Here is a 19401-nt window from a genome sequence, read left to right on the forward strand (position 1 = left end):
ATGACACGAGACGTTATCGTAGCCTGTGACTTCGATTCCGCCCACACTCTCACTACGTTCTTGGACCTGTTTGAAGATGACAAACCATTCGTCAAAATTGGCATGGAGATGTTCTATGCCGGTGGACCAGAGATCGTTCGGGAAGTGAAAAAACGCGGACATAAAATATTCCTCGACCTCAAACTGCACGACATTCCACAAACTGTTCGCAAAACAATGCGGGTGCTGTCCCAACTCGACGTCGATATGACAAACCTCCATTGCGCTGGCGGAAGCACCATGATGAAAGCAGCCATCGAGGGCCTCACCCGATCAGATGGAACCCGTCCACTCCTCATCGGCGTAACTCAACTAACATCGACCAGCCAAGAGATGCTTGAAGATGAACTCCTCATCTCGCAACCTATGCCTGACGTTGTTGCTAGCTACGCAGCCAACGCACAACACAGTGGTCTCGACGGCGTCGTATGTTCACCATTAGAAGCCCAGCCAGTACACGAGAAACTGGGGAAGTCATTCCTCACAGTCACCCCGGGTATTCGGTTTGCGGACAGCGCCGCGGATGACCAACGGCGAATCACCACCCCACACCAAGCCTATGAACTAGGAGCCGACATGATTGTTGTTGGCCGCCCAATAACCCAAGCTACTGACCCAGTAGCTGCATACACCCGTTGCGTTAAGGAGTTTACTCGATGAATACCGCCCAAACCGTCGCTCAAGCGTTACTTGACATTCAAGCAGTCTTCTTGCGTCCAGATGATCCATTCACTTGGGCTTCCGGAATTAAAAGTCCTATCTACACCGATAACCGATTGATTCTTACCGCTCCACAACAACGAAACATCGTAGAAGATGCGCTCGCACAACGAATCCGCGAAGCATTCCCCGATACCGAAGTCCTCATGGGTACCGCCACCGCCGGTATCGCGCATGCTGCGCTCGCGGCAGATCGGCTAGGTATTCCGATGGGGTACGTGCGTTCTTCGGCAAAAGACCATGGACGCACTAACCGGATTGAAGGACGATTAGAACCGGGGGCCAACGTCGTCGTCGTTGAAGATCTGATCTCAACCGGCGGTTCCGTGATCGAAACGGTTCGTGCGTTACAAGACGCTGGTGCGAATGTGCTCGGGATCGTCGCTATCTTTAGCTATGGAATGCAGGTAGCACAAGCAGCGATGCAGGAAGCCAATATCGAGCTGACCACCTTGACAAACTTCGACAATGCGATTGAATTAGCCGAAAAAACCGGACTAATTTCCAGTGCGGATCTGCCACGCTTGCGAGCTTTTCGAGATAACCCACGTGATGATTCGTGGCTGACGAAGGCAGAATAAATCATGCGAAGCGTTATCGACATAAATGACCTGACGGTTTCTGAGATCGACGAGCTACTTGCCACTGCCCATGACATGATTGAACATCCCCAAACATACGCTCATGCGGCAGCCGGGAAGATCCTTGCAACACTGTTTTATGAGCCGTCAACGCGCACCCGGCTCAGCTTTGAAGCAGCCATGTACGGTTTAGGGGGACATGTGCTCTCTGTTCCCTCCGCCAGCCATTCCTCAGCATCCAAGGGCGAAACAATCTCAGATACATTATCTGTGATATCGAATTATGCAGATATTGTTGCGATGCGTCATCCGCATGACGGAGCTGCTTTGGTAGCGTCGAACGCAGCGAGCAGACCCGTGATCAATGCGGGCGACGGTGGTCATTTCCATCCCACGCAAACATTAGCTGACCTGTTGACGATCGAACGCTCCTTTGGCCGATTAGAAGGATTAACTATCGTAGCAGTGGGGGATTTGCTCTACGGCCGTACGGTTCATTCGTTACTCCATGCCATGATGCGTTACCCAAACAATACATTTATTATGGTCAGCCCGCCTGAGCTAAAGCTTCCTGCTGACTTCCTTGCTCATGTGCGTAGCCAAGGAGTGGACATCCGGGAAACAACATCGTTGGCTGATGCATTGCCGCAGGCCGACGTTGTCTACATGACGCGCGTCCAGCAAGAACGCTTTGCTAACCGAGACGAGTATGAGCGTCTCAAGGGAGCTTACATTTTAACTGCTAGCATGATGGAGAATGCGTCGCCGGATTGTATCGTTATGCATCCATTGCCGCGAGTCGGTGAAATATCGCCCGAAGTCGATAGCGATCCGAGAGCGAAATATTTTGAGCAAACGTACAATGGAAAAATGATGCGGATGGCACTCATCCACCATCTGCTTCAAGCGGCTGACACTAACCAAGAACGCGAGCAACGGGAAGAGTTTGTACACTCGATTCCGACAGAAACCACAATATGCCCAAACTCGCGGTGCATTACCCATTTTGAGCGTGACATAGTCCTGCGGTTGTATCCAGATACGCGGCAATGTGTTTACTGTGACTATATCGCACCTAATCTGTAATAGTTTCAGCCATGATTCTCGTTTAAAATTGAGATCATGGCTGAAACTTATCGCATTCCGCGTTCTTCACTAATTCTTATCACAACTCAGGTCAGCGCCTTGTGGCTGGTAGCTGGTCTCGTTTTGCGCTATATAGTGCCAGGGTTTGTGCGGTTTGTTGATTACGCGTTCTCCTTCGTCGCATTGCCTGGTTATCCAAGTCTTTTTATTACCTTGCTGATGGTTATTTTGACTTCAGGGATGCTTCGTGGACAACGCGCGGCTTTGGTGTTCTACCTTGTTGTCGTCCAGTTACCAAACCTCATTGGCGGTATCGAAGAATATCTCTTCTTCTCGGATGAGCTTTTTTCGTTATCGCCAGCTGCAATAGTAGCAGTAACAACTAATATGCTTTTTGCGTTGCTATATATATGCATAGGTATCTGGTCAATCAAAGAATTCCCCATGCGAGTTCGCGGGCGATGGGCACTTTCGCTCCTCATTCTTGTTACTGGACTTGCACTATCCACATTAATAGCCTGGGCTATGTTGACCTATCAGCATGTTCCAACCGCAGAGGGCCCACTTTCTACTGCAGTTGACATTGCTTTCGGTATATCACCAAATGATCCTGCAGAACTAGCGCATTATCGTATCCCGCATGCGATCCGAATTGTCTCTGGTGTCATCTCGGCAATGGGTCTATTTATTGGACTCATGGTGCTCTTGAAATCAGCGAAAGTCCCATCTGTTAGTGCAACAGAGCATATGACGATTCGGCGACTGCTACTTGACCCACCATCAACTGACTCGTTGGGTTATTTCGCTACCCGCTATGATCGGAATATGGTACTCTCGCCTGACGGGCGAGCAGCCGTAACCTACCGTGTAGTAAACGGTGTGTGTTTGGCTGCCGGCGACCCTATCGGTGATCCACAATCATGGAAAGCAGCAGTCACAACTTGGCGTGACTATGCCCGCAAACATTCGTGGGTTGTGGCTGCAGTTTCTGTGTCTGAAGCCGGTGCTAAAGCGTATAAAGTAGCCAGTTTAAACGCTTTCCCGTTGGGCGACGAAACCATTATTGATGTGGCAGATTTCCATCTCAAAGATCTTCCTGATGTGCGCCGTGCGTTGAGCGCACCGCGCCGTGCCGGGTACTCAGTTAAAGTTCGTCGTCAACACGCAATTCCAGCTGAGGAGCTGACTCAGCTTGCCTTGCTCGCTGACAAGTGGCGGGTTGGCGATGAACGCGGATTTACAATGGCATCGGAGCGAGTCGGTGATCCACGCGACTGGCGCAATGTTATCGTCAGCGCTCATGATAGCAGCGGAAACCCGATTGGTTTGTTGACATTTGCTCCATGGGGTTTGCACGGTTTATCGCTCGATGTTATGCGCAGATCTCCAGATGCTGTTTCCGGAGTAACTGAGTTTATGGTGGCCTCGTTGGCCCAGGAATCAGCGAACATGGGGATCGAACAGATTTCGCTGAATTTCGTTGTCATGCGCGAGACAATTGAGCGAGGAGCCAAGGTAGGCGCTAGTATACGTCAACGCTTCGCCATGAAATTCTTGATGTTCACCTCTCGCTGGTGGCAGATCTATTCGTTGTATCGTTCAAATGTCAAGTATCGGCCGCGCTGGCAGACTAGATACTTATGCATAGACAATGCTTTTTTCACCGCTCGTACTTTGCTGGCATACGCTACCGCAGAAGGCTTCTTGCCATCTCTGTCACGTTATTTCCCGCCGGTTGGAGAGCCCAACGACATAATCGAGCTGGAAAAGTCGCTCATCAATCGGCCAGTCCCAGAACCACGCGTTTCCGAGCAACGCGGTGTACGACGTCGGAAACTTGCTCAGTTTGAAGCCGCTGGCGGCGTCGGATACCCGGTTGGAGTTCCGCGGACCCACTCAGTCAAAGACGTCGTTGAGGCTGGCAAGAGTCCTGAGGGGGAAATTTCTCTAACCGGTCGCATCTGTCATATCCGCGATTTTGGGGGAGTAGTTTTTGCTGACCTTGTAGAAGAACATGCTACTATCCAAATCCTATTTGAACGTACTGCCGGAACTAGCTGGCGAGATTTTAGATCTTTCGTTAATCGTGGTGATTTGATTTCGGTGACCGGTGTTCTCGGTACATCTCGAAACGGTACTGTATCTTTACTGGCTCAGTCGTGGGCGATGGCGGCTAAATCTCTGGTGCCGCTACCGCAGACTCCACTAGTAAACCCTCACTTGCGCGCTAAAATGCGGCATATTGATTATGCGCTGAACGCTCGTTCCTACCAGCTGTTTGAAGCCCGGTCTAAAGTAGTCGCATTCGTGCGCCAATCTCTCTATTCTCAAGGATTCTTAGAAGCTGAGACGCCGATTCTTCAGGCAATTCACGGTGGCGCAAACGCCCGTCCGTTCCATACCCACATCCGTGCCTATGATCAGCATCTGACACTTCGCATTGCGCCAGAACTCTACCTCAAGCGGCTCGTTATCGCAGGTATGCCGAAGGTCTTTGAAATAGGAAGAAATTTCCGTAACGAAGGCGTCGACGCTACGCATAATCCAGAATTTACTTCACTGGAAGCCTATGAAGCCTACGGTGATTGGGATTCGATGCGAGTATTAACCGAAAACTTGTTTAGAGGTGCTGCAGAAGCAATTTATGGGAAACCAGAAGTAACTTCCCAAGATGGCACCGTTCTGGATCTAAGTAAACCATGGCCGGTCGTTTCCGTATTCGATGCGGTTTCACAGGCTGTTGGCTGCACCATCATTCCTGGAAGCGATATCAGTGACTATGCGGAGCTAGCGCAACGCTACGAAGTCGACGCTGAGACAGTCGGCCAACTCGTAACAGAACTATATGATGAACTTATCGAGCCGACGACGGTTTTCCCCACTTTCTACACTGGTTTTCCGGTAGAAACGTCACCATTGACGATGGCGGATCCAAACACTCCACATATTGCTCAGCGTTGGGATTTGGTTGGACTGGGTATGGAACTCGGAACAGCATATACCGAGTTGTCTCATCCACTAGAACAACGCTCCCGGTTTGTACAGCAATCATTGCTTGCCGCAGGTGGAGACCCGGAAGCCATGGAAGTAGATGAACCTTTCTTAGAGGCCTTAGAGTTTGGGATGCCACCTACCGGAGGACTTGGGATCGGTGTAGACCGAATGGTTATGTTCCTGACGGGTACAAGTATCCGAGAGATTTTGGCTTTCCCCTTCGTTAAACCGGAGAAATGAAAGGCGATACGAGCTCTGGGCTGGTGAGTGGGAAAAGGTGGTTTTCGCCCCACAGCATAACCAATTCTGCGTCCAACATTGACGCGAGTGTACGCTGCTCCATCAAGAACCGGGTTTGCCTTCCATTCCCTGCGCCAACTATCACATGAGTGCGAATATGGGGTGCCACTGTACTTGCTGTAAGTAATTGGGAAACTCGCGTTTCTAATGTGCTCGCGTAGTTCCACTGGTGAGCTAGGAATTGTCTGTTCTGTTTTCCTCGATATCGCCGATCTAATATTGAGTTGTCAATAAAGGGCGCTAAGGGGAGAGGTAACAAACGGGTAGCAATATTTGCCAGTGGGTTGTTAATTGTGTACTCGGCGTTATCTCGCGGAAAGGTGGGATCTAGAAGTACTAGACGGCAGACGTTTTGTGGAAAGAGTAATGCCCATTCCAATGCCATTAATCCACCTAGAGAGTGGCCAATAAGAGTGACAGGTTCGCCGTCGTAATAAAAAGTATTCGCTTCGCTACATGAAGAAATCCAAGGAAAGCGCCAAGTATCGACCACACGGGCATCCTGGAATCTGGCTTCGTAAAACTCAGGAGCTAAGGCTAACCCGGGAATGATGATATTCATAAGGTCTCAGTATAATACCTGCATTCGCCAGAATGAGACAAGCAAAGAATACTTGGAATCGTTGTAAATAGCCGATTGGCACGACAGTAAAATCTAGCACTGCGATTAGAAGTGTTAAGCAGATGTAGATAATCGAGATAGCTATTAAAACTAGACGGTAGCGAGGAGCTATTTTTTTAGTGATGGCTAGAACTATAACGACTGTAGCAATAATTAAGAGACTGCCACTGACAATTGCTGATGCTACTAGGTGCGCCGTAAGGCCTGTTTTTTCGCAGAAATCCAGAGATTCTGCACATTTGAGTGGAAAAATAACATCAAAAAAAGATGCTATTGCAAATACGCTGTAACACGCTGCTATAAAGGTTTGTATCCGAGACCACGAACGTTTGAAATCTGCTAAGCATATGAGGCCGGCTAAAGCTAAAGTTGCCGTCAGTAGATCCGATGTTGCAAAGATAAGACGGTAAGGGCTATCGAGCGCAAAATATTCAGACAGATAACTCAACCGCGGATCAAGTGGAAAACCAAAGATGGCTTCCAAAATAAAAGATGCATACATGATCCCGCTAATCACGCATAACCATATGCCAAGTTTGAATACTCGTGATGAAGGAGAGATAGCAACCACCCGCAATAGGTTATTTCGTTAATCATGGACTGATTAAGTTTATCAGGTCAGTAATCTTTTATGGCTAACGACGCCAATTACTACCAACTGTCATGCATCTTTATAGAATACTTACGATTTTTAGTGAGAGATAGAGAACACAGTGTTCGCATAATGAGAATGGTAAGCAAAACATAAAGAAATGGAGTATTTATTAAGTTGATTTTAAATATCTAAGGAGATGTGATGGGAAGATTTTTACAATCTAGTGCATTTGCTGCGTCGCTGGCTCTCAGTTTGGGCCTAGCGCCGTTGGCAGTTGCCAGTCCAGCACCCGAGGACAACCATACGGGTGGCATGTCACTGACTGAAATGGATCGGCTGATTAAGGAGCGTGGCGAGCGTTCCTCGCAGCAAGTACGTGTACTTGTTATGCTCAAAAATCAGCCTACGTCCTTTTCTGACTCGAGTGAACAGCATAATAAAGGGCAACAGAGCGAACTCATTGAAAAATGGGCTAAAAAGTATCACCTCGAGGTAGGACGTCAGCTCGGCTTCCTCGTCAATGGATTTGCGGCGACAATGCCGGCAAATAAAATACCAGCGTTGCAGCAAGAGCCGGAAGTGGCCTCAGTCAAACGTGAACGAACATTTGAAAAGTTAGAGCATAATGCTCGAAAAATGGAAGGCGTCGTTGACGCTCATAATAATCACGGGTTAGACGGAGCGGGCACGGTTGTGTCAATCATCGATTCGGGTATCGATCCTCGGCATAACGATCTGCAATTGAGTGATGGTGAATGCAAAAACGCAAAACTTTCGCCAGATACAACGCATAATGGTCTATTCACCTGTAAGGTTCCCGCCGGATATAACTTTGCTGATGACAACTATGACATCATTGATAAGAACGAAAGCGAACACGGACAGCACGTTTCGGGAATTGTAGCGGCTAACGGGTCGATCCGAACCGGTAATGACAAACCCGACGTCGTAAAGAATAATGCATTCGATGGCGTAGCTCCTAAAGCACAGCTTTTGGCGATGAAGGTTTTCCCGAATAACCCGAATGCGCGTGCGAACGATTCTGACATTATTGCAGCGATCGAAGCCTCTGTGAAACTCAAAGCGGACATCATCAATATGTCGTTGGGATCGCCTAATGGAAACCGCAATGCCTCTGATGGCGTTTACCGAGCCATTGAAAAGGCACGGGAAGCTGGGACTCTGGTGGTTGTAGCTGCTGGAAACGAAGGGAAGAACTTCTCTCCAAACGGCGAAACTGACAACGTTTTGCACCAACTTGATGATGCTACCCTTGGCTCTCCTGCTGCTGATAGCGGTGCTTTTGCAGTCGCTTCTATCGATAACCAAGTCCAAGTAGTTCCGGTTGCCACGTGGAAAGCTGGTGAAAGTGGAACAGAAACAGACTTACCGCACAAGAGTGCGACCGGAATACCAGATGGAAAATTCCATGAAGTCGTTGACCTTGGCTTCGGTCAAGTCTCTGACTTCACGGCAGACAAAAAATCTGCGCTCAAAGGCAAGTTTGCACTGATTCAGCGTGGCCGGACTACCTTCGCCGATATGTTTAAGCAGTCGTTCGATGCCGGGGCTGTTGGAGTTTTGGTCTACAACGATGAGGCGCGTGGAGACGAGTTTATCGGTATGGGTGGAGTCGAGGCATACACGGAATTTTCCGCTTCTACGTATCATTCAGTCGGCAAGGCGATGGTCGAAACACTCGGTACTGGAAAAGTTTTCGTGAAGTTCACTGACGATCGTAAACTGACGGATTTTGCGGGTACGGAGGCATTGCGTCCGTCGTCGTTCACGTCGTGGGGTCCAACTCCGACGTTAGATTTTGCACCGCATATTTCTGGTGTTGGTGGCGAAGTTTACTCTACTCAGAATGATAATCGCTATGTGTCAATGTCTGGAACTTCGATGGCAGCACCGAACGTAGCTGGGCTATCGGCACTCATGTGGCAATATTATGGAAAGAATTTCCCGGAGTTAACTGGAACACAGCGAATAGATCGTATACGTGCCGCACTTATGAATACTGCTGAGATTCCAACTAATGAGGAAAAAATCCCGTACGCTCCACGCCAAGTGGGCGCTGGTCTGGCTCGCGTAGATCGGGCTACCGAAAGTCCGGTGATTGCAACGGTCAACGGCCAGCCATATGTCTCGCTCAAACAGGTTCATGGTGCGACGTCATTCACCGTAACCTTGCATAATTATGGTGACAAAGCTGCAACCTACTCAGTGCCTAAGCAGTCTGTCATTAACGAAGTCGAAGGCGAGAAGGGAGCAGCTAAAACTGTAGTATCGCAGGAGAAGTTGACCTCTGATACGACGACGGTGACGGTTCCGGCAGGCAGCGAAAAGAACGTAACTTTTACACTCGTTCCAAAACTCGGAAAATCACACTACATTGAAGGATGGGCACAGCTTACTGGAAATAAAGTTCCGAACATTGCTATTCCATATCTTGGATTCGTAGGTGATTGGAATGCTGAAAAAATTATCGAAGCACCAGATGTCGAGTGGGGAAAGCCTGTTGAACGTAAGGTGTACACCGGTTTAGCGACCCTACGTGAAGATTCTGTTACTCCTATTGGCCTTCTCAATAAGATGCCTCAGGAATCTCATAATGACCGGGATCTGACGCTTTGGATGTCTCCAAATGGTGATCATATGCAAGACGTTATATTCCCACAATTGCTTGTTCGCCGTAATGCATCCGATGTTGAATACGAGATCATGTCTGAGGATGGGAAAATCCATCAGACTACGGGCAAACAGCAGGATCTGCGCCGTTTGACCCTTAAGAATTTCTTGAATCCGCAATTTTCGGATGACGATGTTGTGGAGAATGCCAGCGCGTATGCCTTTGACGGCAAGATCTATGACGCACAAAATGTTAAGTACACGAATGTGCCTGACGGAAAATATGTCTTCCAAGTCAAAGCGCGAGTTTCTCCAGAATATGATTGGCAAGTGACGAAGATGCCATTTGGTATCGATACAACGTCACCAACCATTACATTTAACAACTATGACGAGGCTAAAGGATTTGTATACTTCACTGTGAAGGATACTGGCTCAGGCGTCCAAGTTGCTCCCGTTGTAGATACTGACTCCCAGACTAACCTGGTTGCCGAACGAGTGAACAATTCAGACACGGAATTCCGTATTAAAGTTTCACCGGGGACAACACACGTATTAGTGACTGCAGGCGATATGGCTGCTAATATCACCAGTGCCTCATACATTTTGGATCCGGCAGCAAAGCTTAGTGTATCGTTTGCTCGTGACATGAATGCTCATCCAGTTGGGCCGATCAAACCTTACGTTACGATGCAAGGAGAACCAGAAGGCGCAAAGCTCATTGTTGACGGTTACGTGTCTGACGACGTCGATCACGTTACGATCAACGGACAACCAGCTGCGCTAAAAGACCGTAATTTTTATGAATACGTGCCACTGACCCCTGGGACAAATAACATCACTGTGGTGGCATACGATTCTGCTGGATCTGCGGTCAGCAAACAAGAGCTAGCGCCGTTCTATGACGATCAGCCACCAACATTGGCAGTAGTTAAGCCTGCTCCGATTAAAGACAATACCGTGACGGTAAGTGGGCAACTAACTGATACGAACAAGAAGGCCCAACTTGAGGTACTTGTCAACGGACAATCAGCTCAGCTGGATACGAATGGCAAGTTTGAATCTGAGATTGAGGTATCAGAAGATGCCCAAACAGTTACTGTTGTCGGTAGTGACGGTGCACAACGAGTCTCCGAAGTAGTACCGATTAAAGGACGTAGCGCTGATGTGCCTCCGGCTCCACCGTTGCCGGGTGGCCCAGCTATTCCGCCGCCACCATTGCCAGGCGATGGATTTATCTCTAGCGCAGCACTGCCAACTATTAGTAACGCACAGTGTGCTCCAGAGTTAGCAATTTGTGCTGTCCCAACGGACACCAAAGATTATGACCGAGAAAACAAGGTATTCACTGTGCGTGGTACCCTCAACGCGGACGCGATTGCCAAGTTCCAGCTGGTACCAACAGGACGAGCTGGAGATAACAAGGTGATAGAACCGAAACCTTTGGTAGCTAATATTAATCGTGATACCGGCGAGTTTAATCTCCAGGTGCCAGCGTCAACTGGACAAAGCGATTTCCGGCTGGAACTCTATGTTCCTGGTGAAAAAGCAGATAATCCAGTACTGACTAAGAGCCAATCATTTAAGTTATTGATCGATGTTAATGTTCCGGAAATCCATATTGATCAACCAATAACACTGGGCGGATCAATTTTCACTCAGCATGATGAAGTTGTGTTTACCGGAAACGTGTCCGACGACGGTTGGGGATATAAGTTCCTGATCAATAAAGACACCGTCGAACAACGCGAAAATAACTCTGGACTTGGAGCGGAATCCAATGAACGAGAGTTCACCTATCCAGTTAAAGTGAAGGACGGTGATAAGATTCTCGTTACGGTGATTGATAGCTTCGGTAACCAGATCCTGGGTGTTTATCCAGTTGTCGTTGATAAAGACAAGCCAACTGTTGATGCAACGTATGCTGACAATGAGCTTATGGAGAGCACAGTTGTTGGCGATGATAAACCTATAAATGTCACAGCTAACGACACCCACCTCCGGAGTTTGAAAGTCAAGCTCGATAGTATTGATGGAACTGAGGTACTGAACGAAGAAGCTCATGCAGATATTGATATAACTGAGCGAAACGTTGAGGATCTTATGGCCGATGTACGTGAGATTCGTGAGACCGCACTCGAGCGTCTGGAAGCTGCAGGAATTAGCAAACGCGCTGATGCTGACTCAGATAGTGATGTGGCTGACGCGGACACTGCGCAAAAACAACCAACTGTTGAAAATCAGGTATTTGTCAGCGGTAGCCAGACAACGGTGAAAACCCGAGATCTCGCTATTCCGATCGACACTGAAAAACTGTCTGCAGGTCTGTATACCATGACGATTTTGGCCGATGACCTTGCTGGGAACCAAACTGCGCAAGCAGTTACTTTCGCAGTGGATAGGTTGCCACAAATTGTCGGGCCAGATGCTGTTGACGTGGAGCTAACCAAGGAACAGCTACGCGATAATGACAGTGCTGCTAAGGTTATCTTCGCTAATTTCAGCATCACTGATGACGGTTCTGCTGATTTTGCAGGTGACGGTTCCGGAGTTGGAGAAGCTCATCTTCTCATCGACCCAGCTACTGTTCTTATGCCCGGCAAAAATACTGTTTTGGTTCGTGCAGTCCAGCCTAATGGCCTTGAATCTCACAAACTTATTACTGTTAATATCTCGGTAAAAGAAGATTCACAACCTGAGCAGAAGACTCAACCCGATACCCAAGAGGGCAGCGGTAGTAATGGCGGCACTGCACCGCAAGATCCGATGGTCGTGCCTGGTACCGGGTCTGGTCCAGTGTTTGGTACATTGGCCGCTGGTAGCCATACGACATCGCATAGCGTTGGACTGGCAGCAACAGGCTCTTATGCGGGAACCCTGGCGCTACTTGCTAGTTTGACTATTGCTGGCGGTATGGTCCTCAACCGTAGAGCGCGTATGAGCTGATACTAAAGGCTGATACTATGAAGCAGTGCGGAAGAACTCGACGTTCTTCCGCACTGCTTTTAGCTATAGTGCGTTCGCGTCGATAACATATTGAGTATGCGTATTTTGTTGACTGGTTTTGAGCCGTTTGGTGACGATAGTGAAAATGCGAGTTGGGAAGCTGTTAAGCGCTTGCCCGCGATGCTAAACGATGACAACAGTGAAATTGAGATCATAACTCGCAAGTTGCCAGTTGTTTTTACCACTGCTCCGGTTCAGTTAAGCCAGTTCATCGCGGATGTTAAGCCTGACATTCTTATTGCAGTCGGGGAAGCTGGACTACGAGACCTTATTTCAGTAGAAATGATTGCAAAGAATTGTGCCGATGCTCGAATCCCTGATAATGAAGGTTACCAACCGCATGGCGAACCGCTTGATGATGGGGAAGCAGAATGGCGAACTAGGCTACCAGCTAAAGAGATTGTGACGGCACTGTGTCAAGCTGGATTACCAGCAGTGGAATCGTACGATGCTGGGCTGTATTTGTGTAATGCAGTATTCCGCGCAGCGTTGCGACTTTTTGACGGTCCAGCGGGTTTTATTCACGTTCCCGCGGTACGGCGAGCGGGGCAAGCCAGCGTCGGATCTGAAACAGATTCTTATCGTTCCCGAACGACTACGCCGGATACACACGTATGGACTGTTCCGCAGCTTACTGATGCCCTGAGCGTGGTCTGCCAGATCGCAGCGGCTGGTTTAGCTTGCGCTTAGCGGGTACTGCGAGGCGTATAGCGATCAGTCGACGTCGTAGCGTCAACGGTCTGTAACGCCTCTGTCCGATCATCCCAGTTTTTCACTAGCTGCTTGGTAGCCTCAAATTCAGCCGTAATAGTTGGGTTCTCGGTATACGTCAGTGCAGAAACGATGACTGCGACGATTAAGTTTGCTAGGAATCCTGGCACGATTTCGTAGAGGTCGAAGATACCCCCGGATAGATTGCTCCAGAGCACAACGACGACGGATCCAACAACCATACCGCTGAGCGCTCCCGAGGTTGTGAGCTTACGCCAGAAGAGAGAAAGTAAGACGACTGGCCCGAAAGCGCCGCCGAACCCAGCCCACGCAAACGCTACCAGTTCCAAGATAGTATCTGACGGCGAAATAGCGAGTAGTGCTGCGATGATAGAGATTAGAATGACGGCTGCACGGGACAGCATCACGCCGTGTTTTTCAGATAGTTTTTGGTGAACAAATACCGAATAGATATCTTCCACGAGGGCCGAAGAAGAAACAAGTAACTGAGAGGAAATCGTGGACATGATGGCTGCTAAAATAGCGGCAAGCATAAACCCGGCAACGAGCGGATGAAACAAGATCTGACCCATATAGATAAAGACTTGCTCCGGATTACCTAGTAGACCTTCGCCAGATTGTTGCGCATAAGCAACGCCTACTAGAGCGGTGCCCATAGCGCCCAGGATTGACAAAACCATCCACCCGATTCCAATTCGCCGTGCAGCTTTGGCTTCAGCGGGCTTCCGCAATGCCATGAAGCGAACAATAATATGCGGTTGCCCGAAGTATCCAAGACCCCATGCCAGCGCAGAGAATATTCCAATGATTCCGGCAAAGGTAACTGTTTTGTCGCCGATTAATGACTGCCAGTTAGAGTTAAGTAGTTGAGCTGACTCGATGGCGGCGGATGGTCCACCAACGATGACTAGCCCCATGACTGGAACGAAGACCAGGGCGAGAAGCATCATAACCCCTTGCACAAGATCGGTCCATGAAACAGCTAAGAATCCGCCTAGTAACGTGTACATAATCGTGACCGTTGCAATGAGTAGCATTCCGCTGAGGTAGGAGGTACCGAATGCGGCATGAAAAAATACACCGCCAGCAACCATGCCGGAAGACACATAGAAGGTGAAGAAAAAGAGAATGACTAGGCCTGAAACAATACGTAACGAATGAGTGGAATCTCGTAGTCGTGAATCTAAGAATGATGGAACTGTGATCGAGTTATTTGATACTTCGGTATATGAACGTAACCGAGGTGCAACAAATTTCCAATTTAACCATGCGCCTACGGTAAGTCCGATAGCTATCCATGATTCGACCAGACCGTTTGCATAGAGCGCTCCTGGCAACCCCATAAGTAGCCAGCCAGACATATCTGATGCGCCAGCCGATAGTGCAGCTACCGCGGGATTCAGTTGGCGCCCACCGAGCATATAGTCATCTACCGAATCATTCTTGCGGTATGCCCACAGGCCGATTCCAATCATCGCTAGCAGGTACAGAACCATGGAAATGGTTTGGAAAACTTGATCAGTCATAATTCACGTCCAAAGATTGATTGCCTCTTAACAGTACAGGAGAGACCTTGCTGATGTAAGTGACGTTCAAAACTCTCATTGTGAAGATATATCACACGGTATGATGTCACGTAACACGAGTACAGTTTTTTGTACCGACAGTGAAGGGGCCTGTTATGAAACCAGAAATCAACGGCGATATTAGCCTTGCCGATGTTGCGAATCAAGCGATTGTTCAGGCACGCAGGTGGGCAGATCGTGCTGCTTGTTTGCCCACTGATCGTGCTGGAAAACTGTTATCTGATGTGCTGGCTTCAGATGGTGGTTTAGACTTCACTATTGATTTTGTCGACAAAGTCATCCGACCTGAAGACAAACGCATAGCAGCTAGAAATCTCCAGAAACTTTCGGCACAAAAGATTGATTTCTTACCTGCTTACCTGTCGCTACCGGCAAATGCTGGTGGGAAGCTTGCCACTGTCGCTCCGCGCGTCGTCGTCGGCGCTGCGTTTCGTGTTTTTCGGTCACTCGTTGGGGACTTAGTTCTCGATACTAGCCCGAAAAAGCTCGGGCCAGCCATCAGAGCTATGCGAAAAGATGGCTCGCGCCTCAATCTCAATTTGCTTGGTGAAGCTGTTCTAGGAAAGAACGAAGCGAGCCGTCGGCTTAATGCTGTGATGGATTTATTAGATCACGACGACGTTGATTACGTCTCGATCAAAGTTTCAGCAGTCTTGGGCGTACACAATCCGTGGGGCTATCACGTAGCTGTGCGCGAGGCGGTGCACGGGCTTTATCCGCTCTATGAAAAAGCATTAAGGCTAAAGAAATTCATTAACTTGGATATGGAGGAATACCACGATCTTCACTTAACCATCGAGGTATTCAAAAATCTTCTTGAGCTTCCAGAATTTCAGCGTCTCGAAGCAGGGATTGTGCTCCAGGCCTATTTACCCGATGCGCTACCAGCTATGGTAGATCTCCAACAATGGGCTGCTGACCGAGTCGCCCACGGCGGAGCACCGATTAAAGTGCGTTTAGTTAAAGGTGCTAACCTGCCGATGGAGCGGGTTGATGCGATTATGCATGGCTGGGAGCTAGCTACGCAGCCTTCTAAAGAAGCAGCGGACGCGAACTATCTTCGGATCCTCGAATACGCCTTGCGTCCTGAGCATCTGGCGAATGTAAAAATCGGGATCGCCGGGCATAATATGTTTTCCCTTGGATTTGCCTATGCACTGATAGAAGCACGCGGGATAAGTTCCGGTTACGAAGTGGAAATGCTCCGCGGGATGGCTCCTAACCAAGCTGACGCAGTGCGCGAGGACGTCGGCCATATTTTGTTCTATGTGCCGGTTGTTGACCCTTCCGAATTTGATGTTGCTATTTCCTATTTGGTGCGTCGTCTCGAAGAATCGGCTGCTCCCGAAAATTTCATGTCGGGTGTTTTTGAATTCCCGCATAGCGATGCGGTGTTCAATCGTGAACGGGATCGTTATATTACTGCGCTGCACGGTGCTTTTCCAGAATTATCGCAACAATTTACGCAGTTATCGCTGATAGCATCTCAGGATGCGCCACAGCTGTCATATGGGCCTAACCGTCTCCAAGATAGACGGAACGACGACGTCGTCATCCAAAACTCGTTTACAAATAGCGCAGATTCGGACCCCTCGTTACCAGCGAATGTGGAATGGGCGGATCAGATTTTCGCCAATATTCCAGAAACCGATTTGGGGCAAGAACTAGCTGATTCGGCACAGGTGTATACTGCGGATGAGGTACGCGAACGTATTAGCCAGGCTCGAGCATCGGTATCGTATTGGGCAGGATTACCGGCCAGTGAGCGTGCCCAGATTTTGCGCAACGCGGCAGTTATTCTTGGTCAGCGGCGTGGCGAATTGATGACGGTGGCAGCAGCCGAATGCGGCAAAGTACTGGGCGAAGGCGACGTTGAAGTATCAGAAGCAATAGACTTCTGTAACTATTATGCCCAGTTAGCCGAGGAATTGGATCAATTGGCCGGAGTAGACGTAGTACCGGCACAAGTCACGGCTGCGATTCCACCGTGGAATTTTCCGATTGCTATCGCAACAGGCTCAGTCGTGGCTCCGCTTGCAACTGGTTCCGCCGTCGTCTTCAAACCCGCAGAGCAAGCCCGCCGGACCGGCGCATATGTCGCACAAGCCTTGTGGGATGCGGGAGTGCCACGAGACGTCCTGCAACTTGTCGATATTGACCCGAGTGATTTGCCAGAAGCTGGACGTACGTTAGTAACGGAAACCGATCAGACGGTATTCACCGGATCGTCACAAACAGCGCAGCTCTTCCGCTCCTGGCAGGCAGATTTGCGTCTGTTCGGTGAAACATCTGGGAAGAATGCCATTATTGTGACTGAGCAGGCTGATATCGACTTAGCGGCTAAGGACATCGTCACGTCAGCATTTGGCCATGCTGGACAAAAATGTTCGGCATGTTCACTTGTCATACTGGTTGGTACGATGGCCGAATCCAAACGTCTCCTGACTCAGATTGTCGATGCCGCTCGGTCATTGGTTGTGGCTTATCCGCAAACGCCAGCTGCTCAAATGGGGCCTGTTATTGAGCCTGTGTGCGGGAAACTTGAGCAAGGATTGACGAAATTAGGGCATGGTGAGCACTGGATTTTAGCGCCTCGCCAGCTCGACGATACGCGCCGGTTATGGAGTCCTGGAATTAGAATCGGTGTACAACGTGGCTCAGAATTCCATAAGACCGAGTACTTCGGCCCGGTATTGGGAATTATGTTTGCCGCGGACCTTGATGAAGCGATCGATATTCAAAACGACGTGGAATACGGGCTAACCGGCGGAATTCATACCCTAGACAGTGACGAGATCGCGCACTGGTTAGACCGTGTTGAAGTCGGTAACGCTTACATTAATCGGGGAATTACGGGCGCGATTGTTCGCCGACAACCGTTCGGGGGTTGGAAACGATCCTCAGTTGGTACTGGTTCAAAAGCTGGTGGCCCGAATCATCTGCTCGGTTTAGTACGAGTAGAACGAAATAATAAAGCTTTAATGGAGAATACTCGCGATCTTCCTGCAGTAGAAGGCAACGATCTGCTGATTCGTCTTCACGAGCTACAAGCTGCTATCGAACCGCATCGTCATGAGATCTTCCGTGCGGCGATTCAGAGTACGAATGAGGCGTTATCATCTTTCTACTTGCCTGCTCACGATGTTTCTGAGCTGGGCGTGGAAAAGAACATTCTGCGGTACAAGCCTACGTGTGTAGACGTGCGCCTTGAGGATCGAGAGAACTGGGATCTGGCGATCGTAAATATCGTTGGGGCAGTAAGTGCTGGGGCAGACGTGACTGTGTCTGTTGCCGGAGAGCTTCCTGGCTCTTTTGCAGTACTCTTATATCAGCATGGCGTTGAGGTTACCGTAGAATCCCATGCCGCTTGGCTGTCTCGACTCGCGGACGCACCTGCTTTCCCGTCTCGCATCCGTTATATCGGAGACGCACCCGAAGAGGTCGCTCAAGCTGTTGGCGGCTCAATTGATGTGGCTATTTTTGCCGACCCGATAACAGGGCAGGGCCGTGTTGATCTGCGTCCGTTCTTCCTAGAACAAGCTATCGCAGCAACTAACCATAGATTCGGTGACAAAACGAAGATCCTTGACGGTATCTTGTAAAAAGTTGTGGTGGCAGAAATGGATTCTGCCACCACAACTAGATAGAAAACAGTGTTCTCCGCCTTCAGTTAGAATGCTGGGACGATCTCTCCGTTTGGATATGACTCGCGGATGAAATCTGCAACCTTTGGATCGTGAAGGAGCTTTTCAAGTTTAGCGATTGCTTCTGCTTTCGCAGAGTCTTTCTTCCACGCAAGGATATTTGCATACGGGTTATCTTCGCCCGATTCGATTGCGATGGCATCGGTTGCCGGGTTTAGCCCATGATCTAGTGCGAAGTTACCGTTAATCACAGCAATGTCAACGTCAGGTAGTTGCACTGGAATAATCGCCGGATCTGCTTCGATGAGCGTGTAATTATGCGGATTCTTGGCAAGGTCGTGAATCGTTGGGTTATCGGTATTTTTCAGCTCGAAAAGCCCAAGTTTCTCGAGGAGTTTCAGTGCCCGTGCTTGGTTAGATGGATCATTGTTAACCAAGATTGTTGCTTTATCTGATAACTCTTTGAGATCGGTGATCTTCTCCGAAAAAACAGCATAAGGTTCGATTTGGATGCCTTTGCCGTGTTCAAATTCGTAGCCTTTTTCGCTGACTTCGGTGTCAAAGTACGGTAGATGCTGGAAGAAGTTGGCATCGAGTTCGTCCTCATCCAGAGCAACATTTGGCTGGATGTAGTCGGTGTACTCCTTGATGTCGATTTCGATTCCTTCAGCTGATGCTAGATTCTCGTTGACGAATTTTAGGATGTCAGCATGTGGTACTGGTGAAGCTCCGACTTTGAGAACAGTTTTGCCGTTATCCTCCGAAGAACTCGATTGACTGTCCGATCCGGTAGCACATGACGTTAAGGCCAGAAGCGTTGCACAGGTAAGAGCGGCGAGTTTATGAAGTTTCATTGTTTTTCCTT

The 19401-nt window shown here is 49.0% G+C and carries 11 protein-coding genes; 7 read left to right on the top strand and 4 right to left on the bottom strand.

Annotated features, from left to right (window positions below; translation table 11 throughout):
• From pyrF to lysX, 4 genes are read left to right on the top strand one after another with little or no spacing between them, the layout of a single operon-like run.
• Positions 1–699, top strand: coding sequence for an orotidine-5'-phosphate decarboxylase (pyrF, locus tag KSO86_RS02195; RefSeq protein ID WP_216378113.1), 699 nt, complete (start codon positions 1–3; stop codon positions 697–699).
• Positions 696–1340, top strand: a complete 645-nt coding sequence (gene pyrE / locus KSO86_RS02200; protein ID WP_216378112.1) for an orotate phosphoribosyltransferase — start codon at positions 696–698, stop codon at positions 1338–1340. Before pyrF ends, pyrE begins: the two co-directional genes overlap by 4 nt.
• Positions 1341–1343: 3 nt before the next feature.
• Positions 1344–2426, top strand: coding sequence for an aspartate carbamoyltransferase (gene pyrB / locus KSO86_RS02205; RefSeq protein WP_216378111.1), 1083 nt, complete (start codon positions 1344–1346; stop codon positions 2424–2426).
• A 36-nt stretch (positions 2427–2462) separates the two neighbouring features.
• A complete protein-coding gene (gene lysX / locus KSO86_RS02210; RefSeq protein ID WP_216378110.1) occupies positions 2463–5660 on the top strand; it encodes a bifunctional lysylphosphatidylglycerol synthetase/lysine--tRNA ligase LysX in 3198 nt (1065 codons plus the stop codon).
• Here the strand turns inward: lysX and KSO86_RS02215 are convergent.
• Positions 5644–6282, bottom strand: coding sequence for an alpha/beta fold hydrolase (locus KSO86_RS02215; RefSeq protein WP_216378109.1), 639 nt, complete (start codon positions 6280–6282; stop codon positions 5644–5646). The genes lysX and KSO86_RS02215 overlap by 17 nt on opposite strands.
• Positions 6245–6913, bottom strand: coding sequence for a DUF998 domain-containing protein (locus tag KSO86_RS02220; protein WP_216378108.1), 669 nt, complete (start codon positions 6911–6913; stop codon positions 6245–6247). Before KSO86_RS02220 ends, KSO86_RS02215 begins: the two co-directional genes overlap by 38 nt.
• 225 nt (positions 6914–7138) lie before the next feature.
• On the opposite strand from KSO86_RS02220, the gene KSO86_RS02225 reads away from it, so the two are divergent.
• Both KSO86_RS02225 and KSO86_RS02230 read left to right on the top strand, forming a co-directional pair.
• Positions 7139–12514 carry a S8 family serine peptidase gene (locus KSO86_RS02225; RefSeq protein ID WP_216378107.1) on the top strand — a complete coding sequence of 1792 codons (5376 nt, stop codon included), beginning with the start codon at positions 7139–7141 and terminating at the stop codon, positions 12512–12514.
• 96 nt (positions 12515–12610) lie between these two features.
• Positions 12611–13264 carry a pyroglutamyl-peptidase I gene (locus KSO86_RS02230; RefSeq protein ID WP_216378106.1) on the top strand — a complete coding sequence of 218 codons (654 nt, stop codon included), beginning with the start codon at positions 12611–12613 and terminating at the stop codon, positions 13262–13264.
• Here the strand turns inward: KSO86_RS02230 and putP are convergent.
• A complete protein-coding gene (putP, locus tag KSO86_RS02235) occupies positions 13261–14832 on the bottom strand; it encodes a sodium/proline symporter PutP (protein ID WP_216378105.1) in 1572 nt (523 codons plus the stop codon). The genes KSO86_RS02230 and putP overlap by 4 nt on opposite strands.
• A 155-nt stretch (positions 14833–14987) precedes the next feature.
• Here putP and KSO86_RS02240 point away from each other — a divergent pair, with 155 nt between their 5' ends.
• Positions 14988–18494, top strand: coding sequence for a proline dehydrogenase family protein (locus KSO86_RS02240; protein ID WP_216378104.1), 3507 nt, complete (start codon positions 14988–14990; stop codon positions 18492–18494).
• A gap of 68 nt (positions 18495–18562) precedes the next feature.
• On the opposite strand, the gene KSO86_RS02245 is transcribed toward KSO86_RS02240, so the two are convergent.
• On the bottom strand, positions 18563–19390 hold the full coding sequence (locus KSO86_RS02245; protein ID WP_216378103.1) for a MetQ/NlpA family ABC transporter substrate-binding protein: 828 nt from the start codon (positions 19388–19390) through the stop codon (positions 18563–18565).
• Between the last annotated feature and the right edge of the window lie 11 nt (positions 19391–19401).

The sequence above is a fragment of the Arcanobacterium phocae genome (assembly GCF_018913465.1).
In the GTDB taxonomy this organism is placed as follows: domain Bacteria; phylum Actinomycetota; class Actinomycetes; order Actinomycetales; family Actinomycetaceae; genus Arcanobacterium; species Arcanobacterium phocae_A.